Origin of the sequence: Pseudoalteromonas luteoviolacea, assembly GCF_021654285.1 — a bacterium.
In the GTDB taxonomy this organism is placed as follows: Bacteria; Pseudomonadota; Gammaproteobacteria; order Enterobacterales; family Alteromonadaceae; genus Pseudoalteromonas; species Pseudoalteromonas luteoviolacea_J.
In genome coordinates this window covers 21514-46430 of record NZ_JAKFZS010000014.1, presented here as the reverse complement: position 1 = coordinate 46430, position 24917 = coordinate 21514, and the positions used below count along the sequence as shown (strand labels likewise).

The following is a 24917-nucleotide window of genomic DNA, read 5'->3' as shown; positions in this document are numbered from 1 at the left end:
AAGCGCAGCTCGACTGCGCTTTTTTTTTGCCCAGCTTTAGACAATGTTTGGTGTATGGGTTTTATTTTTGAGTGCGTATAAGTTTTTAACCGTTGTCATGGCAATTTCGGTTAGCGCCTCTTGGGTAAAAAAGCCTTGATGGCCGGTGATTAAGACGTTAGGAAACCCGCTAAGTCTGACAAAAGTGTCATCTTGAATGATTTCTTCACTCCGGTCTTTGAAAAAAAGCTCTGACTCTTGTTCGTACACATCAAGACCTAAATAACCAATCTTTTTTGATTTAAGTGCTGTGATACAGGCTTGTGTGTCAATCAATGCACCGCGACTGGTATTGATGAGCATTACACAGGGTTTCATTTTACCAAAGGCTGTTTCATCGATTAAATGATGTGTTGCTTCAGTTAATGGGCAGTGTAGTGAAATGATATCGCTTTGTTCTAGTAACATATCTAACGAGACTTGTGTGTAAGAGCCTTCACCGATATTTGGATCATACACAAGCGTGTGTGCACCAAAGCCATTTAAAATTGAGACGAGTGATTGACCTATTTTGCCGCAGCCAATGAGTCCAACCGTTTTGTTATGGATGTTAAACCCTAATAAGCCATTAAGATCAAAGTTTTCTTCTCGTACGCGGTTATAGGCTTTGTGGGTTTTTCTCGTTAGGGTCAGAATAAGTGCCATGCAATGTTCAGCGACGGCTTCTGGACTATATGAGGGGACTCTCACAACCTGTATGCCAAGTGCATGTGCTGCCTCGATGTCAACATTGTTGTAGCCTGCACACCGTAAAGCAACAAACTTGATACCTAGTTCGGCTAAATCACCTAGCACACAAGCATTGAGATCATCATTAACGAATATACAAACGGCATCATACCCAGATGCTAAAAAAACGGTTGCGCGTGTCAAGCTGTTTTCTATGTGGTCTATCTCTATGCCATTGAACTTTGAGATAGCATCTGAAAAAAAAGCGTGTTCATACTTTTGCGAACTGAAAAGTGCTACTTTCATCTTGTAACTGACCCTCAATAATTTGCTTCAAGGACTCTGGTTTGGTGCGAGGTGCATAGCGTGATAATAGCTCACCATCAGTACCAATTAAAAACTTTGTGTAGTTCCACTTTATCGCACGATTTTGAGCAATACCACGAGTATGTGACTTAAGATAATTAAATAATGGATGGGCATCAGGTCCATTGACTAAGGTTTTTTCAGCAATGTTAAAGCTTAAGTTGAAGTGCGATTGATAAAACTCTTTAAGCATTTGATTCTCTAATGGTTCATTCTTGCCGAACTGATTACATGGGAATGCGATGATCTCTAGACCTTTTTTGTTATATTTACGATACATTTTTTCAAGGGCAGTTAGCTGTGGTGTAAAGCTGCATTTGCTGGCGATGTTGACTAGAATAACAGGCCTGCCTTTTAACGACTTTAACGAAAGCGTTTCACCTGTGAGTAATTTAACACTGTATCTGTAAATATTTTCCATGCTGCAAGGTTCCGTGCATATAACAAGTTCTATTAATGATCTTCATGTGGAGTTTGTATATGTTCCACTGACTGCTCTTGAGGTGAAATCCCCTCCATTGTTCAAGCATAGCAGTCATTTTGGTCAATTTTATGTCAAGTTGATTTAAATTTAACGCAACGTACACATTAGGGTGGAAGATTGGAGAAGGTGTTGATAGAGAAAAGATGGGTGTCACGAGTGTGACACCGAAAACCTTAATTAAACTAGGCGCTTTAGTAAACTCGAAGTGTCCCAGCGATTGCCTCCCATTTTTTGTACATCAGCGTAAAATTGATCAACCAATGCGGTTAGGGGCAGGGTAGAGCCGTTCTTTTTGGCCTCATCAAGGGCGATAGACAAGTCTTTGCGCATCCAATCAACGGCAAAACCATGCTCATAGTGATCGTCCAACATGCTTTTATGGCGGTTTTCCATCTGCCAACTGCCTGCCGCGCCTTTAGAAATGACTTCAACGACTGCTTCGCAATCGATATTTGCATTTTGACCAAACTGGAGTGCTTCTGCAAGGCCCTGAACAACGCCAGCAATACAAATTTGGTTCATCATTTTGGCTATCTGACCAGAGCCGACGTTGCCAAGTAACTTGGAAAAACGTGCGTAAGCAGCCATCACAGGTTCAATGTGTGTGTAGGTATCAAGGTCACCACCACACATGATGGTTAGTTGGCCGTTTACCGCACCAGCTTCACCGCCAGAAACGGGCGCGTCAATAAAGCCAATTTGCTTATTTTGACATACAGAATTTAACTCTCTTGCTACATCTGCTGAGGCTGTTGTATGGTCAACTAAATAACTATGCGCTTTCATGCTTTGCAGTACACCACTATCGCCAGTGGTAACTTCGCGTAGGTCATCGTCATTTCCAACACAAATAAAAACAATATCAGCGTTTGCTGCTGCAAGTGCGGGTGTTAAGGCAAGTTGCCCTGAATAGGTTTCTAACCATGACTCTGCTTTGCTGGTGGTGCGGTTATAGACAGTGACGTTGTGGCCTTGTTCAGCCAAGTGTCCAGCCATGGGGAAACCCATTACACCTAGGCCAATAAAAGCAACATTTTTTTTATTTGAAGTCATAATTTACAATCCAGTTGTGTCGTTTAACTCGATTGTAACTGAAGTAGAAGTGTTATGGATGAATATTTTGCATGATGGTGCGAATTATTCATGCTTATAATTTGAATGGTTAGTGTAGAGTAGTGCTGTAAATCATTCTACTCTACACTCTTTAGGATTAAGCTTTAGAAGTACTTAAGTTTTCTTCAAGTTCTTTTGCAGCATTTGGGTCATTGAAAACAGCTTGGTCCAATTCACCTTCAGATTTTGCAACTACACAAGTTACCATACAGTCACCAGTTACATTCACAGCTGTGCGCGTCATATCTAGTAATCTGTCTACACCCATGATGATTGCTATGCCTTCAACAGGCAAGCCGACTTGATTAAGTACCATTGCCAGCATGATCAAACCAACACCTGGCACACCCGCCGTACCAACGGACGCTAGCGTCGCTGTTAAAATAACCATTAGGTAGTCGCTCAATGTTAAGTCAACAGCAAATACTTGTGCAATAAATACGGTTGCAACGCCTTGCATTATTGCTGTGCCATCCATATTAATAGTAGCGCCTAGCGGGACAGTAAAAGAAGCAACGGTGTTATTTGCACCGAGCTTTTTAGTTGCTGTTTCAAGCGTTACTGGCATGGTTGCACTAGAGCTTGAAGTACTGAACGCGAACATGCACGCATCTTTCATTTTCTTAAGGAAGGTAACAGGATTCAAGCCGGTAAGCGTTTTAAGTAAAATTGTGTAGTTGACCAATGCATGGAAGAACAGGGCTGCAACGACAACCAAAAAGTACTTACCGAGTTCAACAATTAAGCCCATTTGGATATCGGTAAATAGTTTCGCCATCAAACAAAATACGCCGTATGGCGCTAAGTTCATCAGTAAGGTAACAAGTTTAAGGATAACTGTGTTTAGATCCTCAAATACAGCCGCAACGCGTTTACCAGGCTCGCCACTGAGCGCCATTGCAATACCAAATAGTAATGCAAAAACGATTACCTGCAACATATTACCGCTAGCCATTGCATCTATTGGGTTAGTCGGAAACATACCGATAATGACTTGCGCAAGCGTTGGGGCTTCTTTTGCATCAAAGCTGCTTGTCGTTGGCATATCTATACCTGCACCAGGGCTTACAAGTAAAGCCAGAGAAATCGCAACTGTGATAGCGATAGCCGTAGTCGTCAAATATAGTAGTATTGATTTTCCACCTAAACGGCCTAGCTTTTTGGGGTCGCTTAAACTACACGTACCGCATACAAGGGAAATGAAGACTAGCGGTACAACCAGCATTTTTAAGCTTGCTATAAAGATTTGTCCACCGACATGGAATAAGCCATCGACAAAAAAGCCTCTTACAGGAAACTCAGCAAACCCGAGTGGGATTAAAAACTCTGGCTCACCAGCCAGAATTTGCTGCAATATTATACCGACACCAATACCCGCAATCATGGCAATCATGATGCGAGTTGTCAGGCTAAATTTATTATTATCAGTCATTGTTTTGGAGACGCCCTAAAACTTCTTGTTGTTAAAATGGTTATAGCCTAACAGGATGGCTCAAAATGAACAAAAAAAATTGCCGGATACTACGAAAAAATTGTGATTTTTTGTCCAGATTTGAGTTAACATTGTGCAAATAACTCTAATTTTAAATTGTGCGAGGGAGAACGGCGGATGTTTTCAATACGTTGGTTTAGCACCATATTTATGATATTCCTTCTGACGGCCTGTGGCGGTGGAGGCTCGATTGAAAAAAACTCCTCTGGTGATGGCGGTTCTGACTCAGATGACTATGCGTTAGCATTGACTCTTAATTCTCAAAGTGGTTCTTCCGAACTAAGTGTTTCTAATCCTATTCAAATCCAAGCAACTGTAACCAAAGATGGCGAGGCTCAAGCTGATAGGTTAGTTAAATTTGTTGGTGATGAATTCTCTAATTTTAACGGCGCGTCATCTGCCTTTACAAATAGTGAAGGTGTGGCTTTGGTTGGTATTGTAGCCAATAGTAATCAAGGGGTAGGCACCATTACAGCGTCATTTGATGCCGAGAGCCAAACTGTCTCGAACAGCATTGAATATAAGGCAACGGGTGATGGTGGGGTGCAAATATCTTTAACGTTTAAGGATGCGAATGGTGAGGATATTAGTTCGCAAAACCCGCTTGAAGGCGATGCGGATGCAACCATTATGGCGACCCTAACAAATAATGGTATACCAATGGAAGGTGAGATTATTACCCTTACCTTTGATGAGCTTTTGTTTTCATCCAGTAATGGAAGAATTGTCACTGATGCGAATGGACAAGCTAGTATCAACGTTAAGGCGACCAAGGAGATTGGTGCGGGGGAAATAGCTGCAACTTATGATGAACAACCACCGTTCGTTTTCGCGTTTAAGTCAAATGGTAATGAGTTTTTCGGAGAAGAAACATATGTTTTAGAGCTTATTGGACAAAATGCTCAAGGTGACGCAACGAGTAGTCTATCATTGGGCGCTCCAATTTCTGTTGTGGCATCACTTTCGCTTAACGGCAGTCCATTAGCTGATCAGCAAATTTCTTGGAGTATTGATGACAAAGCGGCTCTAACCACTGGGGCTACACAAAAGACCAATGCGGCGGGTCAAGTAACAGCGATAATTACAGATAATAATATTGCTGGTTCTGGCACGCTAACAGCTACTTATAATGTATCTGAAACCTTAACGCTTACTCAGCCATTTTCTTTTGCAAGTGCAGGTGACGGCGGTTTGCAGATGAGCATATCAGTTCAGGACCAAAATGGCGCGGTGATTAATGAAGCAAACCCACTGAGTGAAACAAAAAGTGGTCAAGTAGTTGTCACTTTAACAAATAATGGTGAGCCTGTTTCTGTTGGTGAAGTTACCATTTCGTCAAAGTATAATAAAATTCAAACCTCTCCATCTGATGGTATCGATTTTACCGATGAAAATGGTGTTGCTTCTGTCAGCATTTTGCCAAACAATCAAGAGGGGGCTGACACTGTCATTGCTACTTATAGTAAAGAAAGTACAAACGAACAGGTTCAAGCAGAAGCGCCTTTATGGTCCCTAGGCGATGGTGATACTCAAATTCAAATTATTAGTATCATTGATGATATTACGGGCAACCCTGTAACAGATGTCAATACTATTGCTCAAGGTAAAAGTGCAACGGTCACAGCGCGGGTTATTATTAATGGTACGCCTGCGACTACAGGTGCGGTATTTTTCGAAAGTACCGATCAAGGCTCACTTCCAGATAGTGTTAAAGGCTTAGACGGGAATGGAGAGGCAAAGACCAAACTATTTGCGACGACGACAAAAGGTCTTGGCCGAATCCGAGCTGGTTATGCAACTGATAGTGAGCTGGCGCCAAGTTCTTACTCAGAGTACTCTAACTTCTACTCAGAAGGGGATGCCATTGTATTTGATGGTGATTACGCTTTTGATATTCAGCTACTGACAGGGTGTAATGACGGGTGGGATGACAACCGAGATACTGAAACATTAAATCCTATAAATGGCGGATGCCAGACAGTTACTAATATTCGTTCAAGTGAATTACCTGAACTATTTGTTGCTATTACACGACTCGATGGTGATGCGACGGAACCAAATGAACAAATTGTTGAAGTTCAAAGTGATAAAGGTCAGGTTCTACCAAGCACGGGTCGAGCTCTTACAGATAAAAAAGGCGTAGCGTTACTTAAATTGCAGCCCGGAGATGTCGACGGTGCAGGCACTGTTACAGTGACATTTAACGGTAGTACAGGTTTTCGTAATTTCAGTGTGGGTGTTGATGACCTTTATTTGCAACTAACAGCAACTTTAAATGCATCAGATACACCTGATACACAACCTTTACCTGAGTTAGATTCCGGTGACAGTTTCATAATTACGGCTAAAGTATCGACAGTAGAAGGTGATTTCTCTGAAGAGGCACTTTACACACAGCCAGTGGACGTAGGCTTTTCGTCTATTTGCGTAAATGAAGATCCAAATCTGGCGTCAATTGATGCGACGGTCAGAACTAAAGAAGGGATCGCAACGTCCACATACAGAACTACCGGTTGTAATGGCAATGAAACGATCACAGCAAGTATTGCATCTGCAGACCCTGCTGAATTTGACTTTTTCATTAATGATGCGCCCGTGCAAGCCATTCAATTCTTAGGAGCAAGTGAATCATTTATTGGTATTCCACCGAGCACAAGCGGCGTACCGGTTACATCTGAAGTCAGGTTTTTATTGGTTGATACAGATGGTAACCCGATGCAACAAAAGCAAATCGAATTCAGGTTGGCTGACTTGTCAGGCGCCGCGTCATTAACCAGCTATCGAGGAAATACAACGAGTGAAGGTCAGGCTGTAACGATAATTAAAGGAGGAGTTGTTCCTGGCTCTTTAGTTGTTGAGGCATGTTATTTATCAGATGACCAGATTGCGCAAGCCGCACTAAGCAGCTCATTTCCAACATGTTGGCAATCTAAGATTGATCAATGTACTGCAGACGCCACATTAGAATTTTGCGATCTACCAGATGGCATTACTAACTTCACACTTATCCCAGCAGATGAGCAAGTAAATGCGGTTTCTTCTGGCGTTGTCTTATCATCAGGTGTTCCTGATCAAGATAGTTTTGGTTCTGCTCCAGCGGGGACAATTCTTAATGCTCAAGGGTACTCAGGCGTAAATGTAGACATTTTTGTTTATTTTGGCGACCAATTTAACCAGCTCACAGCAAATAACTTAGTTGCAAACGTGCAATCGGAAGCTGGAATTATTGGTAATATTGATGGCTCAGGTAGCGGTAATTCTTATGAATGTTCGGCTGTGAATGGTGTTTGTCGAGTTCAGTGGCGTTCTCAAGGTGATTTACCATTTACGGATCCTAAATGGCAAAATCGCATTGGAGACGTGTGCGATACATATAATGGAGAACCTGTTCCATGCATTGGTACTTACCCAACCACTGTAAATGGGAGAACCATTGTAAGAGGTGCCAGGGTATCAATTTTGGCAACAGCTAAAGGTCAAGAGAACTTTCATGATAAACCATCAAGCGGCGGTATCGAAAGACGAAATGGTATCTTTGATATTGGAGAGTTTCAGCCACGCAATGATGATTTAGCGGAAGCTTTTATCGACTTCAACCAAGACAACGTGTTTGATCCCAAAGACTGTGGAGGCGATGAAGCAACTGATCCATGCGAGCCAGCAAATAGTGACGGTGGACATAACGAGGTATATGTAGACGGTAATAATAATGGGCTTTATGATGCTGCTGACGGTATCTACAATGGGCTTCTTTGTGGTAAGACTGCTGAAGACGCGGGTCAATGTACAAAAGATTTGGTTGATTTAAGAAGGCAGTTTGAGCTGATAGCTTCTAGTGATGTTGTGTATGCACGTTTTGTCGTCAATAAGTCTCAAATTGGCGGCGCTGATTGTACTAACACTGTTAATGGCACACAGCAGTTAGTGAATGGATTAGATGGCTTAGAAGATACCGAAGATGCAAATTACTGTGATATCGGCAGCGTAACGCTTGGAAGCGACCCTAATGACGCTGACAGAGTTGAAGTTGAGATATATTACTCCGATTTATACGGAAACTCGCTTCCTGCAGGGACACAAATAAGTATTGCTACTACCAATGGTGTTGTAAATGTTCGTGAGCTTACCAGTACTATATACACGAGTGGAGGGTTTGAACGCGGTAAAGCGGTAGTGGAAATCTCACAGGAAACGACTTCAAATAGTCGGGATACAGGTAACTTGATAATCACTTTTGAAATCCCTGGGCCATCCGCTGACAGTGAAACCATAACTCGAACTAAATCCATTATTATTAGGGACGACGGTTAATATTCACATCGAAAAAAGGGCCTTTTTTAGGGCCCTTTTTTATTAACGCTTGAATTTCCTCGCATATCCGCTATATTCGCCTTTTTAACGTGTTCAGAGTTACGTTTGTTTAAAATAGCAACAATAGTTGCTTAATAAATCGCTGTTCAGATAAAAGTTAGAATGAAAAGCTTGTAACAATAGGTGTTTGTGGATATACCTATAAATAATAACGCCCAATGGGGCACAACAGACAGAATTAGTCAAAATAGGCAGATATGGGCAAATCGCTAGTAATTGTAGAGTCTCCCGCAAAGGCCAAAACTATTAATAAGTATTTGGGAAAAGACTACATTGTGAAATCCAGTGTGGGTCATGTTCGTGATCTACCGACGTCAGGGGCAGGCAAAACCAAAGGGCTTGCGACAAAATCTCCGGCTGAAGTACGTAAAATGTCACCAGATGAAAAGGCGGCATATCGCAAACAAAAGGACTACGCTAATTTAGTTGCAAGAATGGGCATCGACCCAGAAAAAGGCTGGGAGCCACATTATGAAGTGCTACCCGGTAAGGAAAAAGTTGTTCAGGAGCTAACTAAGCTTGCGCAAGATGCAGACCATATCTATCTCGCAACCGATTTGGATAGAGAGGGAGAGGCAATTGCTTGGCACCTTGAAGAGATAATCGGTGGTGATGCATCAAAGTACAAACGTGTGGTATTCAATGAGATAACAAAAAATGCTATCCAGCAGGCGTTTGAAGCGCCGGGGCAGCTCAATACTGACATGGTTTATGCACAACAGGCACGTCGTTTCTTAGATCGTGTAGTTGGTTTTATGGTTTCACCATTACTTTGGCAAAAAGTAGCTCGAGGGTTATCTGCAGGTCGAGTGCAGTCAGTTGCTGTTCGCCTGTTGGTTGAGCGCGAACGTGAAATTAAGGCGTTTATTCCAGAAGAGTTTTGGGATATCCATGCTGACACTAAACTGGCGACAACCGATGTAAGATTTGCTGTTACCAAATACCAAGGTCAAACGTTTAAGCCTGTTAACGAGCAAGAAGCGCTTAAAGCAGTTTCAGAAATTGAAAATGCTAGCCTGTCTGTTGTTAAAGTAGAAGAAAAGCCAAGCAAAAGTAAGCCGAGTGCACCATTTATTACTTCTACAATGCAGCAAGCGGCAAGTACACGTTTAGGTTATGGCGTAAAGAAAACCATGATGTTAGCACAGCGTTTGTACGAAGCTGGCTACATTACTTATATGCGTACAGACTCAACAAACTTGTCTAATGACGCTGTTGAAATGTGTCGTGACTATATTCAAGGGAACTTTGGTGATAAGTATTTACCTAAAGCACCGATTAAATATAGTGCGAAAGACAATGCACAAGAAGCGCACGAGGCAATTCGTCCTTCGGATGTTAATGTATTATCTGGTCATGTTGAGGGCGTCGATGCCGATGCTAAAAAGCTTTACGAATTAATTTGGCGTCAGTTTGTTGCATGTCAGATGACACCAGCGGAATATGACCTAACCAATATTACATTAGGTGCGAATGACTACACGCTAAAAGCACGCGGTCGTGTACTTAGATTTGATGGTTGGACAAAGGTACAACCTGCTGTTCGTAAGAAGAGCGAAGAAGAACAAGCATTACCTGCAGTGGCTGTTGGTGACAGCGTTGACCTAGTTGCACTAGATCCAAAACAACACTTCACTAAGCCACCAGCAAGATTCAGTGAAGCAAGTTTAGTTAAAGAGCTTGAAAAACGAGGAATTGGCCGTCCTTCAACATACGCGGCAATTATTTCAACTATTCAAGACCGCGGGTATGTGCGTGTTGAGAATAGACGATTCTTTGCAGAGAAAATGGGTGAAATTGTCACAGATCGTTTAGTTGAAAACTTTAACGATTTAATGAACTTTGATTTTACTGCAAAAATGGAAGGTCGACTGGATGATATTGCTGAAGGCGAACGAGAGTGGACACAAGTACTTGATAAGTTCTATGCTGACTTCTCTAGCCAACTTGAATTAGCAGGCCAAGATGAAGCTGAAGGCGGTATGCGTCAAAATGTCATGGTCGAAACAGACATTGACTGTACCACCTGTGGCAGAAAAATGGGTATTCGCACAGCATCGACGGGTGTGTTCTTAGGGTGTACAGGTTACAGCTTACCGCCAAAAGAGCGCTGCACAACAACCATGAATTTGATTTCAGGTGATGAAGCAATTGATGCTGACGTGGAAGATGCGGAAACCGAAAGCTTAAGACAGAAAAAGCGTTGCCCAATCTGTGAAACAGCGATGGACTCATATCTGATAGATGAGACCCGTAAGATCCATGTATGTGGTAATAACCCTGCATGTGGTGGTTATGTCGTGGAGCAGGGTACATTCAAAATTAAGGGCTACGATGGTCCTGTGATTGAATGTGATAAATGTGGTGCAGACATGCAGCTTAAATCAGGCCGTTTTGGCAAGTATTTTGGTTGTACCAAAGAAGACTGTAAGAATACACGTAAATTGCTGAAAAACGGTGAAGCTGCGCCGCCTAAAGAAGATCCTGTTCCGTTACCTGAACTTGAGTGCGAGAAGTCTGATGCACACTTTGTTCTACGTGATGGTGCTTCTGGTATTTTCTTAGCCGCGCATACGTTCCCTAAGTCTAGAGAAACGCGTGCACCTAAAGTTGCTGAGTTAAAGAGATTTAGAGATAGGATCTCTTCTAAGTTTTATTACCTGGCTGATGCTCCTGAAAAAGACAGTGATGGTAACTTAGCAGTAGTAAGATACTCACGTAAAACAAAGACTCAATATGTAATGACGGAAGTTGAAGGCAAAGCCACTGGCTGGAAAGCAACTTTTGTTGAAGGCAAGTGGGTCGAAGAAGAGAAAAAGCGTAAAAAATAAATTATAAGGCCAGCAATTGCTGGCCTTTTTTACAACTGCGTCTCTATATCATGCTCTCTGATAATATAGAAATAGACACTTTAATCATCACAAGCAATATTGACTGACGTATTGCACTTTGTGATACCCACCTCACTTTCTGTTGTTTTGTGTAACCGAATTACAAACATCTCTTGTTGACTTGGTTATTTGTGCCCACTATTCTAACGACCACTGTGTCATACAGTGACTGCAAGACTATTTTAATTAAAAAACAAAACCTTGCTGATTCAAATAAGGAAAAACAGTAATGAATTTATTCGGCAATCAACTGGTTAAGCTATTTGGTATTAGTTTAACGTCCCTTGCCATTGCCTATTCTGGTATATCCTGCGCGCAGCAAGAGGCTGCACTCGAAGCGTGTTATGTGGAAGGTTTAGAGGATCGCCTGATGTGTGGCTCGGTTAGCCAGCCCCTTTCAAAAAAAACATCTACTAATAATGTTGATATTCATTTTGCAGTGATCCCTGCAATTAAAAATATGAATCCTAAAGAAGCTGTATTGGCTTTTGCTGGTGGACCGGGCCAATCAGCGATAGAAGTCGCGGCTATTTTTGCTCGTAACTTGAAATATGCCAGAGAGAGCCGAGACATCATTCTTGTCGATCAGCGGGGCACAGGTAAATCTCAGTTATTGCAATGTGATAGTGGCACGGTTGAAGAGCAATTTAAGTTTAATGATCACGCTTTGTCATTTGTGGCTTTTACAAAAGAGGAAACAAACACCTGTAAAGAGCAGCTTGGAGTAGATCTGTCTCATTATACTACTGTGGCTGCTGCCAGTGATTTCGAAGCCGTTAGGCTTGCACTTGGCTATGAAAAACTCCACTTGTACGGAGCATCTTATGGCACTCGTATTGCGCAAGAATATTTGCGTCAATATCCAGACTCTGTGGCAAGCGCAACCTTAGATGGGGTTGTTCCTATGCAACAGAGTTTAGTGGCAATTGGTGATGCAATTGATAGTGCACTAAATGAAGTGTTCCTTGATTGCATGGCAGAAAAATCATGCTTATCGCAATATCCTTCTTTGGCCGATGATTACCAGAAATTACTGGAGCAATTGAGGGAAACACCAATTACGGTCAAAATCAGACACCCTCGTACTTTTAAAGAAATTCCACTGGTGCTTACTGAGAGTAAATTGCGTGGTGCAGTGAGGATGGCTCTGTATGGTCACACTACACGTTCATTGATCCCATTGGTAATAGATTCAGCTGTGAAAGGTAATTATAGCCCGTTAGCCGGTTTGTTAGGTAATGAACAAACTTTAGGTAGTATCGCAATGGGGATGCATAGTGCTATCACGTGTGGAGAAGACTGGCCGAAGTTAACTGAGGCTGATAGAAAACAGTTTGGTCAATCATATTTTGGCAAGATGATGATTGAATCTTTAGATACAGCCTGCCCAATATGGGATGTTGAACCTGTTGAGCACGATTTCTATAAGCCAGTTAAAACAGATATTCCAATTTTACTTTTATCTGGTGGCCTTGACCCTGCTACGCCACCAAGCTGGGCAGATCTTGCAATGGTCAGTTTTAGCAATGCAAAACATTTAGTCTCACCATCAGCGACTCATGGCGTCGCAGCACAGACATGTGCAAACAAAATCATTGGTCAGTTTATCGATTCTTTGACGTTTGCTGACTTAGACATAGATTGTCTCGATAAAGATAATCGTAAGCAGTATTTTATGAACATAAATGGACCTGTGGCCCATCAGGAAACAGAGCAAAAAAATGATTGAAGTAATCGAATTAGAGAAAAAAATAGGCTCAGTACAGGCACTTGATAAGCTCAGTTTTAAAGCTGAAGATGGAAAAATCACAGGTTTATTAGGGCCAAATGGTGCGGGAAAAACAACGTGTTTGCGCACGATTTTTGGTTTGCTTCAAGCTGATAGCGGCTTTGCTAAAATAGATGATATTGATGTTGTAAAAGACTCAATGCGCGCCAAACAACAACTTGGGTTGTTTCCGGATCCATGCGGCCTATATGAGCGCTTAACGCCCAGAGAGTATGTGCAATTTTTTGCAGAGCTCAGTGGAATGGATAATAAATCGGCACAAGTGTCAACACAAAGCGTGCTTGAACAGTTACAAATGACCGACATCGCTGACAGAAAGTGTAAAGGCTTTTCTCAAGGTCAGAGAATGAAAACGGCATTAGCACAAGCCATTGTGCATCAGCCTACAAATATTATTCTCGATGAACCGACGCGAGGACTTGATGTGATGAGTACGCGCATTTTGCGTGACCTTTTGCTGATGCTCAAAGAGCAAGGACATTGCGTGTTATTTTCTAGTCATGTTATGCAGGAAGTTGCAGCGCTGTGCGATCATGTTGTTGTAATGACAAATGGTAAAGTCGTTGCAGAAGGGTCTCCTCAAGCATTATGTGAACAAACACAAAAAGAGACTTTAGAAGAAGCGTTCATTACATTAATTGGTTCAGATGAGGGACTTGCTGCATGATGAGACTGGTCCAAGTTTTATATAAAAAAGAGATGCTAGACGCGAGTCGTGACAAACGTTCCGTCATGGCTGGTTTATATTATGCGATTGGTGCGCCTATCGTCATGTGTGTGCTGTTTACTATTTTACTCAAACAACTTAGCTCTCCTGACGCACTTGAAATTACCATTGAGAACCCACAAGCGGCACCGAACCTTGTACGCTTTTTAGAAGGGCATGACATTAGTCATAGCGAAAAGTCGAGTGTGAAAGCCATTCGCTTGATCATTGATACTGATTATGCACAAGATATGTCTCAAGGGCGAAGCGCGCTTGTTACGATTGTGGCAGATAAGTCTGACAATAAGTTGATTAAGTCTGTACGCCGTTTAGAAATGTCACTTGCTCGTTACAATTCAGAAGTAGCGGGGTTAAGACTTATCAGCCGTGGTATTGATCCGAGCATCATGCGTGCTGTGAATGTACAGACGCAGGATCAAGCAACACCTGACTCTAAAGGTGGGATGTTCCTTGGGATTGCGACCTTGTCCATCATTATTGCACTGTTTTACTCAGCGATGAATTTAGCCATTGATACCAGTGCAGGTGAAAGGGAGAGAAACTCTCTCGCGCTACTTTTGAGCCACCCAATCAGCAGTACACAACTCGTCCTTGCCAAGGTCGCAGCCATCGCTAGTTATTCAATGGTTGGCTTAATTTTAGTACTGGTTGTTTCAAAATTTGCATATGGCATGGTGCCTTGGGAGCAACTTGGCTTTAGTATTAATTTGGATTTGATGTTCATTTTATTTTGTACGCTGATAGGGCTCCCAATTGCTTTGATGTCAGCAAGCTTATTGGTCTTCGTCTCTTTTATGGCTAAGTCTTTCAAAGAAGCACAATCTTATGTCGCTTTTGTTTTATTTGTACCAATTGGTCTGAGTATGATGACGACTTATGATATTGCGACTGAATACGTGCAATGGGCGCCGATCGCCGCTCAGCAATATGCAATGATTGAAGTGATAAAAGGGAATGAACTACCATTAATGCAAGTACTTTTATCATCTGTAAGTACACTTGCCCTGTTTGCTATTTTTACCATGCTGAGTAGTAGAATGTTGAAAAGTGAGAAAGTCGTTTTTGGGCTTTAATGCTATGGGCTTTGGCTGAGTTTAATCCTGAACTCAGCCATACTTCTTTCCAAAAGATTTTGATTAAACTGCACATACAACGCGGTTTCTGCCGGACTTTTTCGCTTGATAAAGAGCAACATCTAACTTGCTGTAGATTTTATCAAGGCTATCAGGTGATGTGGTGTAGTAATAGGTCGAAAAACTGGCAGTGATATTAATCGTTTCTCCAGACTCTGAAATAATTGCAGATTCACTCAACTTAATTCTAAATTGCTCTACAACATCGTCTTTGTTTGAACTTACCAAGTTTGGTAAGAACAACATGAACTCTTCGCCGCCAAAGCGGGATAAAAGTGCATTTTTACCAAAAAACTGCTTTGCAAGTGCCGCTGTGTGTTTTAAAGCGATATCACCTGTTGGGTGGCCATGTACATCATTGACTTGTTTGAAATGATCTAAGTCGAACAAGACTAGGCAATGTTGTTTGCCAATTGCAGGAATCGCTGAGCGAGAAACCACAGTTAGAAAAGCACTGCGTGTAAGCGCACCTGTTAAGTTATCGTGCTGCGCTCTGTATTTATGTTTGGAGTAGCCACGTAAGCTTATGAATAACAGTAACAGTGAGAAAAGAATAATAATAGCCTGGAATTGTTGCCTTTCTTCTAAAGCAGAGATATGAGCAAGTTGTTGATTATTATGTTTCTCTAGTCGTATGTTTTCCAATTGTTGGGCAGTCACTTCTAGCTCTGATTCAAGCTCAATCATGGCTTGCATCGTTTTCTGTGAATTGAACTGCTCTTTTTGTGCTACTAATTGACTCTGTAGCAGGTAGGCTTGTTGATAATTTGACTCACGTGCGTAGAGATCGGAAAGAAGCTCCAAGCTGTGTATTAAATGCGTTTTGTCGCTGACATTGCTCGATAAATCATGGGCAATTTGAGCTTGCTCAATCGCTTTATCGTACTGGCCAAGCGCACGCATATTTTCGGCAGCTTGCAGTCTAATATCCGTAATTAAATTGATATTATTAGTTAAACTAATTTTAGACAGTGCACGGTCAAGGGCGCTGGTTGCAAGGTCTATGTTTTTGAGATTGGCATAAACTTTTGCCTTTTGTACTAAGGAGTATGCTTGGCGGTATGGATTGTCGAATTTTACATAATACTCGTGAGCTTGATTCAGCCACTTTAATGCGACGTCAAAGTCCTTTGCTTTGTTAGCAACAATACCAAGGTTGAGCATGGTTAGTGCAACTTTGAATTCATTGTTTTGTACTTTTCTCAAGTTCAAAGATTTTTTGAGATATTTTGTGGCATCAGTGTAATTGCCAATCTCCAAATAGGTGAGGGCCAAATTATTATAATAAGGGGCTTTGTTGCCTTCATATTTCGAGTTAGCAATAGCCTGTTTATATATTTTAATAGCTTGGGCATGATCCCCTAAAAAATTTGCATTTAACGCTTTTGCATTGTGTAGTGAATTTAAGCCCCAAAAAGGTTTGCTTAACGTATTTGCATTACGTTCCACTTCTTTAATATGGCGCTCAAGTTGAATGTAATTAGCCAATGTTATTTTGGCATTAATATAAAACAACTCGACAGTTGCAGTCAGTGCTGGGTCGTTAGCGGTATATGCCAGCGTAATTGCTTTTTTAAAGGCTTGCATGGTTTGCTCATATTCATTGTTATGTGCACTCAGCAAGGCAGTGACTAACTGTTGCAAAATAAGGTCATAGTCATTTTTTTCATAACTGATAAGTGTATTCAACGAGGCCTGCTTTTTGAGGGCTAGGGCGGTCCTCGCAAGTGTCGCACCAATGTATACACGTTTTGCACTGGGCTCAGTGGCTTTGACTTGCTGAGCTAAAAATTCGAACGCAGTATGTGTGTCTTGTGCGCGAAGGACATCATAGGTTTGTTGCCATGTGCTGTGTGTACTACTGAATACGGGGAAGTTAACTACTAAAGTAAGTGCGAAAGCAGCAAATAAGCGCAAAGATTTAGCCTTTGAAAGAAAATAATTGCAAATAATAACATAATAGTTCGGTGCTTTTACAGTCAAAACCTTGTTATGATTTGTAACCGCGAAGCGCAGTGTAGCGGTAAACGCCAGAGAGCTGGCGTTTACCGTAAAGGTTAAGCGAGATCTTCCTGTGTTTCAGTGTGATCCCTTTTATGATGCTCGGCTATTTCTTTTGCTAGCTCTTTCTTTGAACGTTTCTCCGTAAATTTCCTAGTTGTTAACCAGTAAAAGAATAACGGTACAAAGAATACAGCTAAGAAAGTGGCCGCCATCATGCCGCCCATCACACCTGTACCAACACTGTGTCTCGCCCCTGCGCCTGCACCTGAGCTTAATACCAATGGTACTACGCCCAGAATAAATGCAAGTGACGTCATGATGATAGGGCGGAACCTTAACCTTGCGGCTTCCAATGCGGCGGCACTAGCACTCCAGCCCTGTTGGTGTTTCATTAATGCATATTCAACAATCAAAATGGCATTTTTACTTGCAAGGCCCAGTAGCGTGACAAGACCAATTTGGAAGTATACGTCATTGGTGAGACCAGCAACCCAAATTGATACTAAAGCACCGAAGGTACCAAACGGCAGAGCGAGTAGGACTGAGATTGGTAATGACCAACGCTCATACAAGGCGGCGAGTATCAAAAATACCATGACAACGGCAAGGCCCAATGCAAGCCCAGTTGTGCCAGAGCTACGCTTCTCTTGGAATGCTGACGCAGTCCATTCGAATGTCATATCAGGCGGTAGAACTTCAGCGGCAATTCTCTCAATCTCTGCAATTGCTTGACCCGAGCTATACCCTGGCGCGGCGTTACCCATCAATTTTACAGCCGATAAATTGTTGTAACGGTGCAAACTTTCAGGCCCACGAGAGAACTCAATATCGGTAAAAGCAGATATTGGCACCATATCGCCCTGGTTGTTTTTTACGTAGATACGACCAACATCCTGAGGTGACATTCTAAATTGTGCCTCTGAAGACATAATTACCTGCCATGAACGCCCAAACTTGTTGAAGTCATTTACGTAGTAATTACCTAAATTCGCAGCAAGGGCATTAAACGCAGAGTTGATATTGACACCCATTGCTCTGGCTTGCTCTCTGTCCATATGTACTTGGAGTTGAGGAGCATCGGGACGCCACAGAGTTTGTAGTCCACCTAAAACAGGGCTTTGCTGTGCTGCATTCATCATCAATTGCATACCCTGTTTTAATTTCTCAGGATCTGCGCCAGTTTTGTTTTGTAGATAAAACTCAAAGCCACCGGTAGAGCCTAACCCGAAGATAGCAGGGGGGTTAAATGCCAGCACGAGTGCTTCTTTGATATGCGCGGTTTTCATAAAGAGCTCGCCAACAAGTGTTTTTGTATCGACTTCGCGCTCATCCCAGTGTTTTTGGGTAATAAATAGAGTAGCGGCATTATTTTTGTAGCCACCACCTAAAAAGTCGAAACCGGTAAATGCGACAACATTTTCATTGGCTGGGTTAGATTGTGCTGCTTCAATGACTTGTTTGGTGACCTCAGTTGTGCGCTCTAACGAAGTACCATCTGGTAAGAATACAGCACTGATGTAAAAGCCTTGATCTTCATCTGGAACCAGTGAACCTGGCGTTTTTTCCCACATAAACAGGGTGGTGCCTACCATTGCTGACATGAGCACAAAACCTAGCGCACCACGGCGGATCATAAAGCTCACCGAGCCGACGTATTTTCCAGTTATGCGCGTGAACCAATCATTAAACCACAAGAAAAAGCGGGCGGTTTGCTTGTCTTCATGTTTTAAGATTAAAACGCACAGTGCTGGCGTCATGGTTAACGCGACAACACCAGACAAGCTCACAGAAATTGAAATAGTGATGGCAAATTGTCTGAATAGCTCGCCTGTTAAGCCACCTAAAAAGGCAATAGGAATAAACACAGAACAAAGCACCAATACAATAGCAACTACAGGGCCACTGACTTCTTCCATTGCTTTGTAAGCGGCTTCACGGGCACTCACTCGCTGTTCATGCATAATACGCTCGACGTTTTCAAGCACAACGATGGCGTCATCGACGACGATACCAATCGAAAGCACCATACCAAATAAGGTGAGTGTATTGATTGAATAGCCGAGCATGTAAAGTCCAGCAAATGTACCTAGTAACGATACCGGCACTGCAAGGGTTGGGATTAAGGTTGCGCGCCAGTTTTGCAAAAACAGGTATACCACCAAGAATACCAACACCATGGCTTCTACTAAAGTGATCAACACTTCACGAATAGATACTTCCACAAAGCGCGTTGTGTCATAAGAGTTGATATGAGCAAGGCCTTGTGGAAACTGTGACTTGAGTTTTTCAATCTCGTTTTCAACTTCTTTGGCAACGTCTAGTGCATTGGCGCCTGGTTGCAAGAATATGCCCAGCAGAACAGCATCTTTACCGTTGATGGTACCGTTGAAGTTATAATCTTTTGAACCGAGCTCAACGCGAGCGATGTCTTTAAGTCTTAAAGAAGAGCCATCGGCGTTTGCGCGAATAATGATGTTGTCAAACTCTTCAGGCGTAGATAGTCGCCCTTGTGCAGTGACACTGTACACTAATTCTTGTGGGCTTGCAGATGTGGGGGTTGCACCAATGCTACCTGCGGCATATTGTGAGTTTTGCTCACGAATTGCATTTGTGACTTCTTCTACTGTGACCTTTAACTGGCTCATAAGATCAGGTCTGAGCCAAATTCGCATGGCATAATCACGAGCACCAAATATTTGAACATTCGTCGTACCAGGAATACGTTTAATGTTGTCCAAGATATTCATGGTGACATAGTTTGATGTCCACAAGCTTGAACGGCTGTTGTCAGGAGAGTAGAAGGCGTGAACCTGCAAGAAGCTGGATGACCCTTTGGCTACAACGACACCTTGACGCCTTGTTTCTTCAGGTAATCGCGCCTCGACTTGCTTTACTCTGTTATTGACATCAACAGCTGCTTGGTCAACGTCAGTGCCAATTTCAAATGTCACTGTGATGGTCGTTGCACCGGCACTGCTGCTGATTGACTCCATATACATCATGCCTTCAACACCTGTGATGGCATTTTCTATGGGGGCCGCAACAGTTTGCTCTAGCACATCGGCAGATGCACCAGGATATACCGCTGTAACTTGAACTTGAGGCGGTGAGATTTCAGGATATTGTGCAACAGGCAAAGTACGCATTGCCGCGAGGCCTGCCAGTACTATCACAATTGAGATCACAAAGGCAAAAATTGGCCTATCGATAAAATATTTAGAGAACATAGGGCTTATTCTCCTTTAGCCGCTACGTTAACTGGCATGCCGGGGAAGAATATACGGGCCATTCCTTCAACAATAACTGGTTGATTTGGTTGCAGTCCCGAGCGAATAACCCACATATTTTGACCATCTAGTTGCACCCACTCGCCAACCTCAACCGGTGCAGGTAGAGCCACTTTCATCCCTTGCTCATTATCTGCTGCGATATAGACGAATTTACCCGTTCCATTATCCAAAACAGCACGTTGCGGCACCACGATTGCTTGGTTTCTAACTGCGCCACTCAGTTGTACACGCACAAATTGCCCAGGTCTTAATTCACCTTTTGGGTTGGCAATACGAGCTTGCAGTTCTGAGGTGCCGGTAAAGCGGTTCACTCTGACATCTGAGAAGTTCACTTTACCTTGCTTAGAGTAGGTGGAGCCATCTTGCAAAATGATGGTGGCGTCAAACTCGTTATTTTTTGGCAGGGTTAACGTACCAAGTTCAACATCTTTTCGCATTGCTAGCTGCTCTCGCTCTGAGAAACCAAAGCGTGCTCTCATAAAACTGGTGTCGGTTAGTTCTGTAAGAAGTACGGTTGGACCAGAGATGTAACTACCTTGAGATTCTTTTTCACGACCAATAATGCCTGATACTGGAGCTTTTACTTGTGCGTATTCAAGGTCAAGTTTGGCTTCGTTTAAAGCCACTTTTGCAGACTCTAAATTAGCAAGTGAAATATCGTAAGCTGAAACGGCATTATCGAAATCGCGCTTAGAGACTGAACGCTCATCTTTAAGTTTTTCTAATCTATCTCTTTCACGTTTTGCTTGTGCCACGTTTGCTTCTGCGGCATGGAGATCAGCTTGTGCTTTTTCAAATTCGAGCTCGAATGGTTTTAATTCGATGGTGAACAGGGAATGTCCAGCTTTTACGTATTGTCCCTCATCAAAGTTTCTGGATTCAATCAGCCCTGATACTCGAGCACGTATTTCAACTTCTTTGTCGCCAAGAAGTGTCGCTGGTAATTCAATTTTAAACGGTACGCTTTGTGTTGAAACATGAGTCACACTGACTTGAGCAGGTTGCATACCGAATCCTGCTTGTTGCTGTGGAGCTTCTGAGCAAGCACTTAACATGCCTGCTGTGAAAAGTGCTAAAGAAAGGTGTTTAACTTTGCTTTTGAATGATGCTGGATACATGAACACTCCAAATCCTATTAACTATCGTGCTTCCAAACTGTCGCTGGTATTGCTCATTACAGTTTAGCTTACTACCTTGTATAAATTATTCCACATAGGGTATTAGTGGGTAGATTGTCCATTTGATACCTTCCTCACACCAAAGCAAAGGTTATAAACTCGACAACTATACAAGTAAACGCTAGTGTATACTTGTTTAATATAAAGGTAAACGATGTCGTGTACTTTTTATTTTGTAGATAAACGCAACCGTATACTTTTTATTGTCCCGATAATTGGTTAAACTGGTGTTAATTGTTAAAAGTGAGAGAAATAAATGACACAATTGTCAGCCAAACAGCAAGCAATCGTTAGTGCCGCGATAGAACAATTTGCGCTAAATGGGTTGCAGGCCACAACAATGGAGGCGATTTGCCAAAAGGCTGAAGTATCAAAAAGGACTTTATATAAGCACTACCCGAATAAAGAGGCGCTATTTGATGCTGTTGTTATTTTACTTATTGAAAGAATAGAACCGTTAACTGCAATTCAGTTTATTCCGAACTATGACTTTGAAGTGCAATTAAAACATTTAGCGACCAGTGTTGTAAGTTTACTGTGCGATCCTGACTATATCCGGTTATCCCGTATTGTGATGATTGAGTCAATGCGAAGTGAGACACAAGCACATCGATTAAATGAAAAATTTAGTCACTGTGAGCAGTCAATGGTAGTGTGGTTTGAAGAAGCATCCAGTGCAGGATGCTTAGGCGATCATGATGCCCATTTTGCTGCCGCCTTTTTTTGGGGTGGCTTAAAAAGGCTCACATTTTGGGAGATGGCCATCAGGTGGCAGCCTCCCGTAGATGAGCAGCAACTTGAAGCATTTATTGAACAAGCCTGTAAATTATTTTGTCGTGGTGTTAGTCCACGCCAATAAAACCACCGGTTTGATGTGCCCAGAGTTTGGCATATATGCCATTTTGCTCAAGTAGCTCTGAGTGTGTTCCTTGCTCTACAATGGCGCCTTGTTCAAGGACAATTAATCTATCCATCTGGGCAATGGTTGATAATCTATGCGCAATCGCAATCACCGTTTTATCTTGCATTAACTCATCTAAGCTTGCTTGGATTGCTTGCTCAGACTCGGAGTCAAGGGCAGAGGTGGCTTCGTCAAGTACTAAAATTGGTGCATCTTTTAAAAGGACTCTAGCAATGGCAATACGTTGCCTTTGGCCACCAGAGAGTTTGACACCACGCTCACCAACTTGGGCATCTAGACCTTGATTACCATGACTGTCCTCAAGGTCCAAAATAAAAGAACTTGCTTGCGCTTTATTGATTGCCTGTAGTAATTCGTCTTCTGTTGCATCAGGCCTACCATACAAAACATTGTCTCTAATGCTGCGGTGTAACAAAGCAGTGTCTTGTGTCACCATAGCAATTCGTTTTCTTAAGCTTTCTTGTGTTACTTGAGAGATATCTTGGTCATCAATCGTAATCTTACCTTGTTGAATATCGTAAAATCTCAGTAATAAATTGACTAAAGTCGACTTACCAGAGCCAGAGCGACCAACAATGCCAATCTTTTCACCGCTTTTAATTTCTAAGGATAAGCTATCAAAGACATAGGTCGTCAACTGCTTATCTTGTCGTTTATATGCAAAAGTGACATCTTTAAAGTCAATGCGTCCCTTTGTGACAATGAGTTCATTGGCATTGGGCTTATCGGCAACTTCTATGGGTTTCGATAGCGTATTCATACCATCTACGACAGTACCAATATTTTCAAATAAGCTACTTATTTCCCACATGATCCATTGCGACATACCGTTTAGCCTTAAGGAAAGGCTGATCGCAATGGCAATTTCACCCGCAGAAATCACATTGTGTGACCAAAGGTACAGTGATAGCCCGGCAATGGAGAAAACCAGAAGGTAATTTAATACTTGGATGCTGACATTAAGGCTGGTAACAAGCCGCATTTGTCGATAAACCGGCTGCATGAACACATCCATGCTGCTTTTAGCATACTCTTCTTCTCGTCTTGTATAAGAAAAAAGCTTAACGGTAGAGATATTGGTATAGCTATCTACGATCCGCCCAGTCATTTCTGAGCGTGCATTGGCTTGCTCTGAAGAGACATGCTTTAAGCGTGGTAAAAAGTAAACTTGAACACAAATGTAGAAAAATAACCAAATAAACAGCGGTATCAATAGCTTTATATCGCTGCTACCAATCAGTACAAGTGTCGCGCCAAAATAAACCACAATGTAAACCAGTACATCGAGCAGCTTCATGACCGCTTCTCTGATTGCTAAAGAAGTCTGCATTAATTTGGTCGAGATCCTGCCAGCATAATCGTCTTGGTAAAATGACATGCTTTGTTTTAGCAAATATCTATGTGCCAGCCATCGGATTGACATAGGGTAGTTACCAAGCAAACTCTGGTGTAAAAAAGCGCTGTGAACAAAAACCAATAAAGGGATAGCAATGAGAGTGATCAGTGCCATGATAAGCAAAGTATCACTTTTGTCATTAAAGAGCTGCTTTGGCTCCATGGTTTGCATCCAATCTACCAATGTACCCATAAAGCTGAATAGGGTAACTTCTAATGTAGCAAGTAAAGCTGCGCACACAGACATAATAATCAGGGGATACTCCATGCCTCGACTATAATGTCTACAAAAAGCATACAGAGAATTTGGTGGCTGGTTGGCATCTTGGGATGGGAAAGCATCGGTGAGCTTTTCAAACAGCTTATACATTATACATCCTTATAGTTTTCATTATGCGCGATTCACTTTGTTAAGTGCATCGAGAGTAACAGATAATGGTGTGTATAAGTATAGGTGTCAATGAAACGGATTAGTCAAAAGGGTGGGCAGAAACAGTTTACAAGGTGAGTGAGTCACTCACCTTAAATAATTAAATCGGTAGAATTTTATGCTTGCTCATCTTCCACGTCGTGGCGATAAGTTTTGCGCATAATTAGTACGTAAGCGTTTGTAAATGCTTGTTCTTGGTACTTTCTTAATCCTGTATCGGCATAATCAACAGGGACTGGGTTGCGCTTTAATTGCTCTTTCACTTCAGTTGCATTTAATAAATGTACTTCAGTGTTAGGAATAAGCTGAAAAGCAGCTTCCATTTTAAAGCCAGCAGCACTGCCTGCAAATTTACCTTTATGCGCTCTTTGACGAATAGCGATGGTATCTATTTGATAGTCTTCAACTAGCTTTGACACATCAAAATGAAACTTGCGCATTGCTTCTTGATCTTGGCCGATGTTTGCCAATGTGAAGCGAGTTTGTCGAATATCCCTAATGTCGAATACGTCGTTCTCTTTTGATAAAAGACAAAGCATTGCTTCGCTACCAGTAATTTCAACACCTAATGTTCTCATTATATTTTCCAATTTATACCTAATGGCAGGGATAATAGCATAGCTT

Annotated in this window: 15 protein-coding genes; 6 read left to right on the top strand and 9 right to left on the bottom strand. The window is 42.1% G+C overall.

Features of this window, described 5'->3' with window-relative positions:
* Positions 1–36: 36 nt before the first annotated feature.
* From L1077_RS14480 to L1077_RS14465, 4 genes are all read right to left on the bottom strand, one after another.
* Positions 37–1014 (bottom strand): 2-hydroxyacid dehydrogenase, encoded by a 978-nt coding sequence (locus tag L1077_RS14480; protein ID WP_237137484.1) that lies wholly within the window; start codon positions 1012–1014, stop codon positions 37–39.
* Complete coding sequence (locus L1077_RS14475) at positions 980–1495, bottom strand: glutathione peroxidase (RefSeq protein WP_237137483.1); 516 nt, start codon at positions 1493–1495, stop codon at positions 980–982. Before L1077_RS14475 ends, L1077_RS14480 begins: the two co-directional genes overlap by 35 nt.
* Before the next feature lie 240 nt (positions 1496–1735).
* A complete protein-coding gene (locus L1077_RS14470; protein WP_237137482.1) occupies positions 1736–2611 on the bottom strand; it encodes an NAD(P)-dependent oxidoreductase in 876 nt (291 codons plus the stop codon).
* Between the two features lie 157 nt (positions 2612–2768).
* Complete coding sequence (locus L1077_RS14465) at positions 2769–4103, bottom strand: dicarboxylate/amino acid:cation symporter (RefSeq protein WP_237137481.1); 1335 nt, start codon at positions 4101–4103, stop codon at positions 2769–2771.
* Between the two features lie 177 nt (positions 4104–4280).
* Between L1077_RS14465 and L1077_RS14460 the strand changes: the two genes are divergently transcribed.
* The 5 genes from L1077_RS14460 to L1077_RS14440 all read left to right on the top strand — a co-directional run bounded on the left by L1077_RS14460 (position 4281) and on the right by L1077_RS14440 (position 15014).
* Positions 4281–8474: a hypothetical protein gene (locus tag L1077_RS14460; RefSeq protein WP_237137480.1), complete on the top strand. Its 4194-nt coding sequence runs from the start codon at positions 4281–4283 to the stop codon at positions 8472–8474.
* A gap of 257 nt (positions 8475–8731) precedes the next feature.
* Positions 8732–11365: a type I DNA topoisomerase gene (gene topA / locus L1077_RS14455; RefSeq protein ID WP_237137479.1), complete on the top strand. Its 2634-nt coding sequence runs from the start codon at positions 8732–8734 to the stop codon at positions 11363–11365.
* Between the two features lie 289 nt (positions 11366–11654).
* On the top strand, positions 11655–13154 hold the full coding sequence (locus tag L1077_RS14450; RefSeq protein ID WP_237137478.1) for an alpha/beta hydrolase: 1500 nt from the start codon (positions 11655–11657) through the stop codon (positions 13152–13154).
* The gene (locus L1077_RS14445; RefSeq protein WP_237137477.1) at positions 13147–13881 is read left to right on the top strand and encodes an ABC transporter ATP-binding protein; all 735 of its coding nucleotides are present in this window, start codon (positions 13147–13149) and stop codon (positions 13879–13881) included. The genes L1077_RS14450 and L1077_RS14445 overlap by 8 nt, the downstream gene beginning before the upstream one ends.
* Positions 13878–15014, top strand: a complete 1137-nt coding sequence (locus tag L1077_RS14440; RefSeq protein ID WP_237137476.1) for an ABC transporter permease — start codon at positions 13878–13880, stop codon at positions 15012–15014. The genes L1077_RS14445 and L1077_RS14440 overlap by 4 nt, the downstream gene beginning before the upstream one ends.
* Positions 15015–15077: 63 nt before the next feature.
* On the opposite strand, the gene L1077_RS14435 is transcribed toward L1077_RS14440, so the two are convergent.
* The 3 genes from L1077_RS14435 to L1077_RS14425 form a co-directional block, all read right to left on the bottom strand.
* Entirely contained in the window at positions 15078–16991 is a 1914-nt protein-coding gene (locus L1077_RS14435; protein ID WP_237137475.1) for a diguanylate cyclase, read from the bottom strand.
* A 140-nt stretch (positions 16992–17131) separates the two neighbouring features.
* A complete protein-coding gene (locus tag L1077_RS14430) occupies positions 17132–20305 on the bottom strand; it encodes an efflux RND transporter permease subunit (RefSeq protein ID WP_237137474.1) in 3174 nt (1057 codons plus the stop codon).
* Positions 20306–20310: 5 nt separating this feature from the next.
* Entirely contained in the window at positions 20311–21486 is a 1176-nt protein-coding gene (locus L1077_RS14425; RefSeq protein WP_237137473.1) for an efflux RND transporter periplasmic adaptor subunit, read from the bottom strand.
* Between the two features lie 316 nt (positions 21487–21802).
* Between L1077_RS14425 and L1077_RS14420 the strand changes: the two genes are divergently transcribed.
* Positions 21803–22405 carry a TetR/AcrR family transcriptional regulator gene (locus tag L1077_RS14420; protein WP_063360815.1) on the top strand — a complete coding sequence of 201 codons (603 nt, stop codon included), beginning with the start codon at positions 21803–21805 and terminating at the stop codon, positions 22403–22405.
* Here L1077_RS14420 and L1077_RS14415 read toward each other — a convergent pair.
* On the bottom strand, positions 22389–24233 hold the full coding sequence (locus L1077_RS14415) for an ABC transporter ATP-binding protein (RefSeq protein ID WP_237137472.1): 1845 nt from the start codon (positions 24231–24233) through the stop codon (positions 22389–22391). The two genes, L1077_RS14420 and L1077_RS14415, sit on opposite strands and share 17 nt — an antisense overlap.
* A gap of 176 nt (positions 24234–24409) precedes the next feature.
* Positions 24410–24871, bottom strand: a complete 462-nt coding sequence (locus L1077_RS14410; protein WP_237137471.1) for a DUF3010 family protein — start codon at positions 24869–24871, stop codon at positions 24410–24412.
* Positions 24872–24917 lie beyond the last annotated feature (46 nt).

Bases quoted from the DNA above. Each gene is read 5' to 3' on its own strand.
- L1077_RS14475 (WP_237137483.1), bottom strand. From the start codon at position 1,495: ATGGAAAATATTTACAGATACAGTGTTAAATTACTCACAGGTGAAACG.
- L1077_RS14470 (WP_237137482.1), bottom strand. From the start codon at position 2,611: ATGACTTCAAATAAAAAAAATGTTGCTTTTATTGGCCTAGGTGTAATG.
- L1077_RS14420 (WP_063360815.1), top strand. From the start codon at position 21,803: ATGACACAATTGTCAGCCAAACAGCAAGCAATCGTTAGTGCCGCGATA.
- L1077_RS14425 (WP_237137473.1), bottom strand. From the start codon at position 21,486: ATGTATCCAGCATCATTCAAAAGCAAAGTTAAACACCTTTCTTTAGCA.
- L1077_RS14430 (WP_237137474.1), bottom strand. From the start codon at position 20,305: ATGTTCTCTAAATATTTTATCGATAGGCCAATTTTTGCCTTTGTGATC.
- L1077_RS14440 (WP_237137476.1), top strand. From the start codon at position 13,878: ATGATGAGACTGGTCCAAGTTTTATATAAAAAAGAGATGCTAGACGCG.
- topA (WP_237137479.1), top strand. From the start codon at position 8,732: ATGGGCAAATCGCTAGTAATTGTAGAGTCTCCCGCAAAGGCCAAAACT.
- L1077_RS14410 (WP_237137471.1), bottom strand. From the start codon at position 24,871: ATGAGAACATTAGGTGTTGAAATTACTGGTAGCGAAGCAATGCTTTGT.
- L1077_RS14480 (WP_237137484.1), bottom strand. From the start codon at position 1,014: ATGAAAGTAGCACTTTTCAGTTCGCAAAAGTATGAACACGCTTTTTTT.
- L1077_RS14415 (WP_237137472.1), bottom strand. From the start codon at position 24,233: ATGTATAAGCTGTTTGAAAAGCTCACCGATGCTTTCCCATCCCAAGAT.
- L1077_RS14465 (WP_237137481.1), bottom strand. From the start codon at position 4,103: ATGACTGATAATAATAAATTTAGCCTGACAACTCGCATCATGATTGCC.
- L1077_RS14460 (WP_237137480.1), top strand. From the start codon at position 4,281: ATGTTTTCAATACGTTGGTTTAGCACCATATTTATGATATTCCTTCTG.
- L1077_RS14450 (WP_237137478.1), top strand. From the start codon at position 11,655: ATGAATTTATTCGGCAATCAACTGGTTAAGCTATTTGGTATTAGTTTA.
- L1077_RS14445 (WP_237137477.1), top strand. From the start codon at position 13,147: ATGATTGAAGTAATCGAATTAGAGAAAAAAATAGGCTCAGTACAGGCA.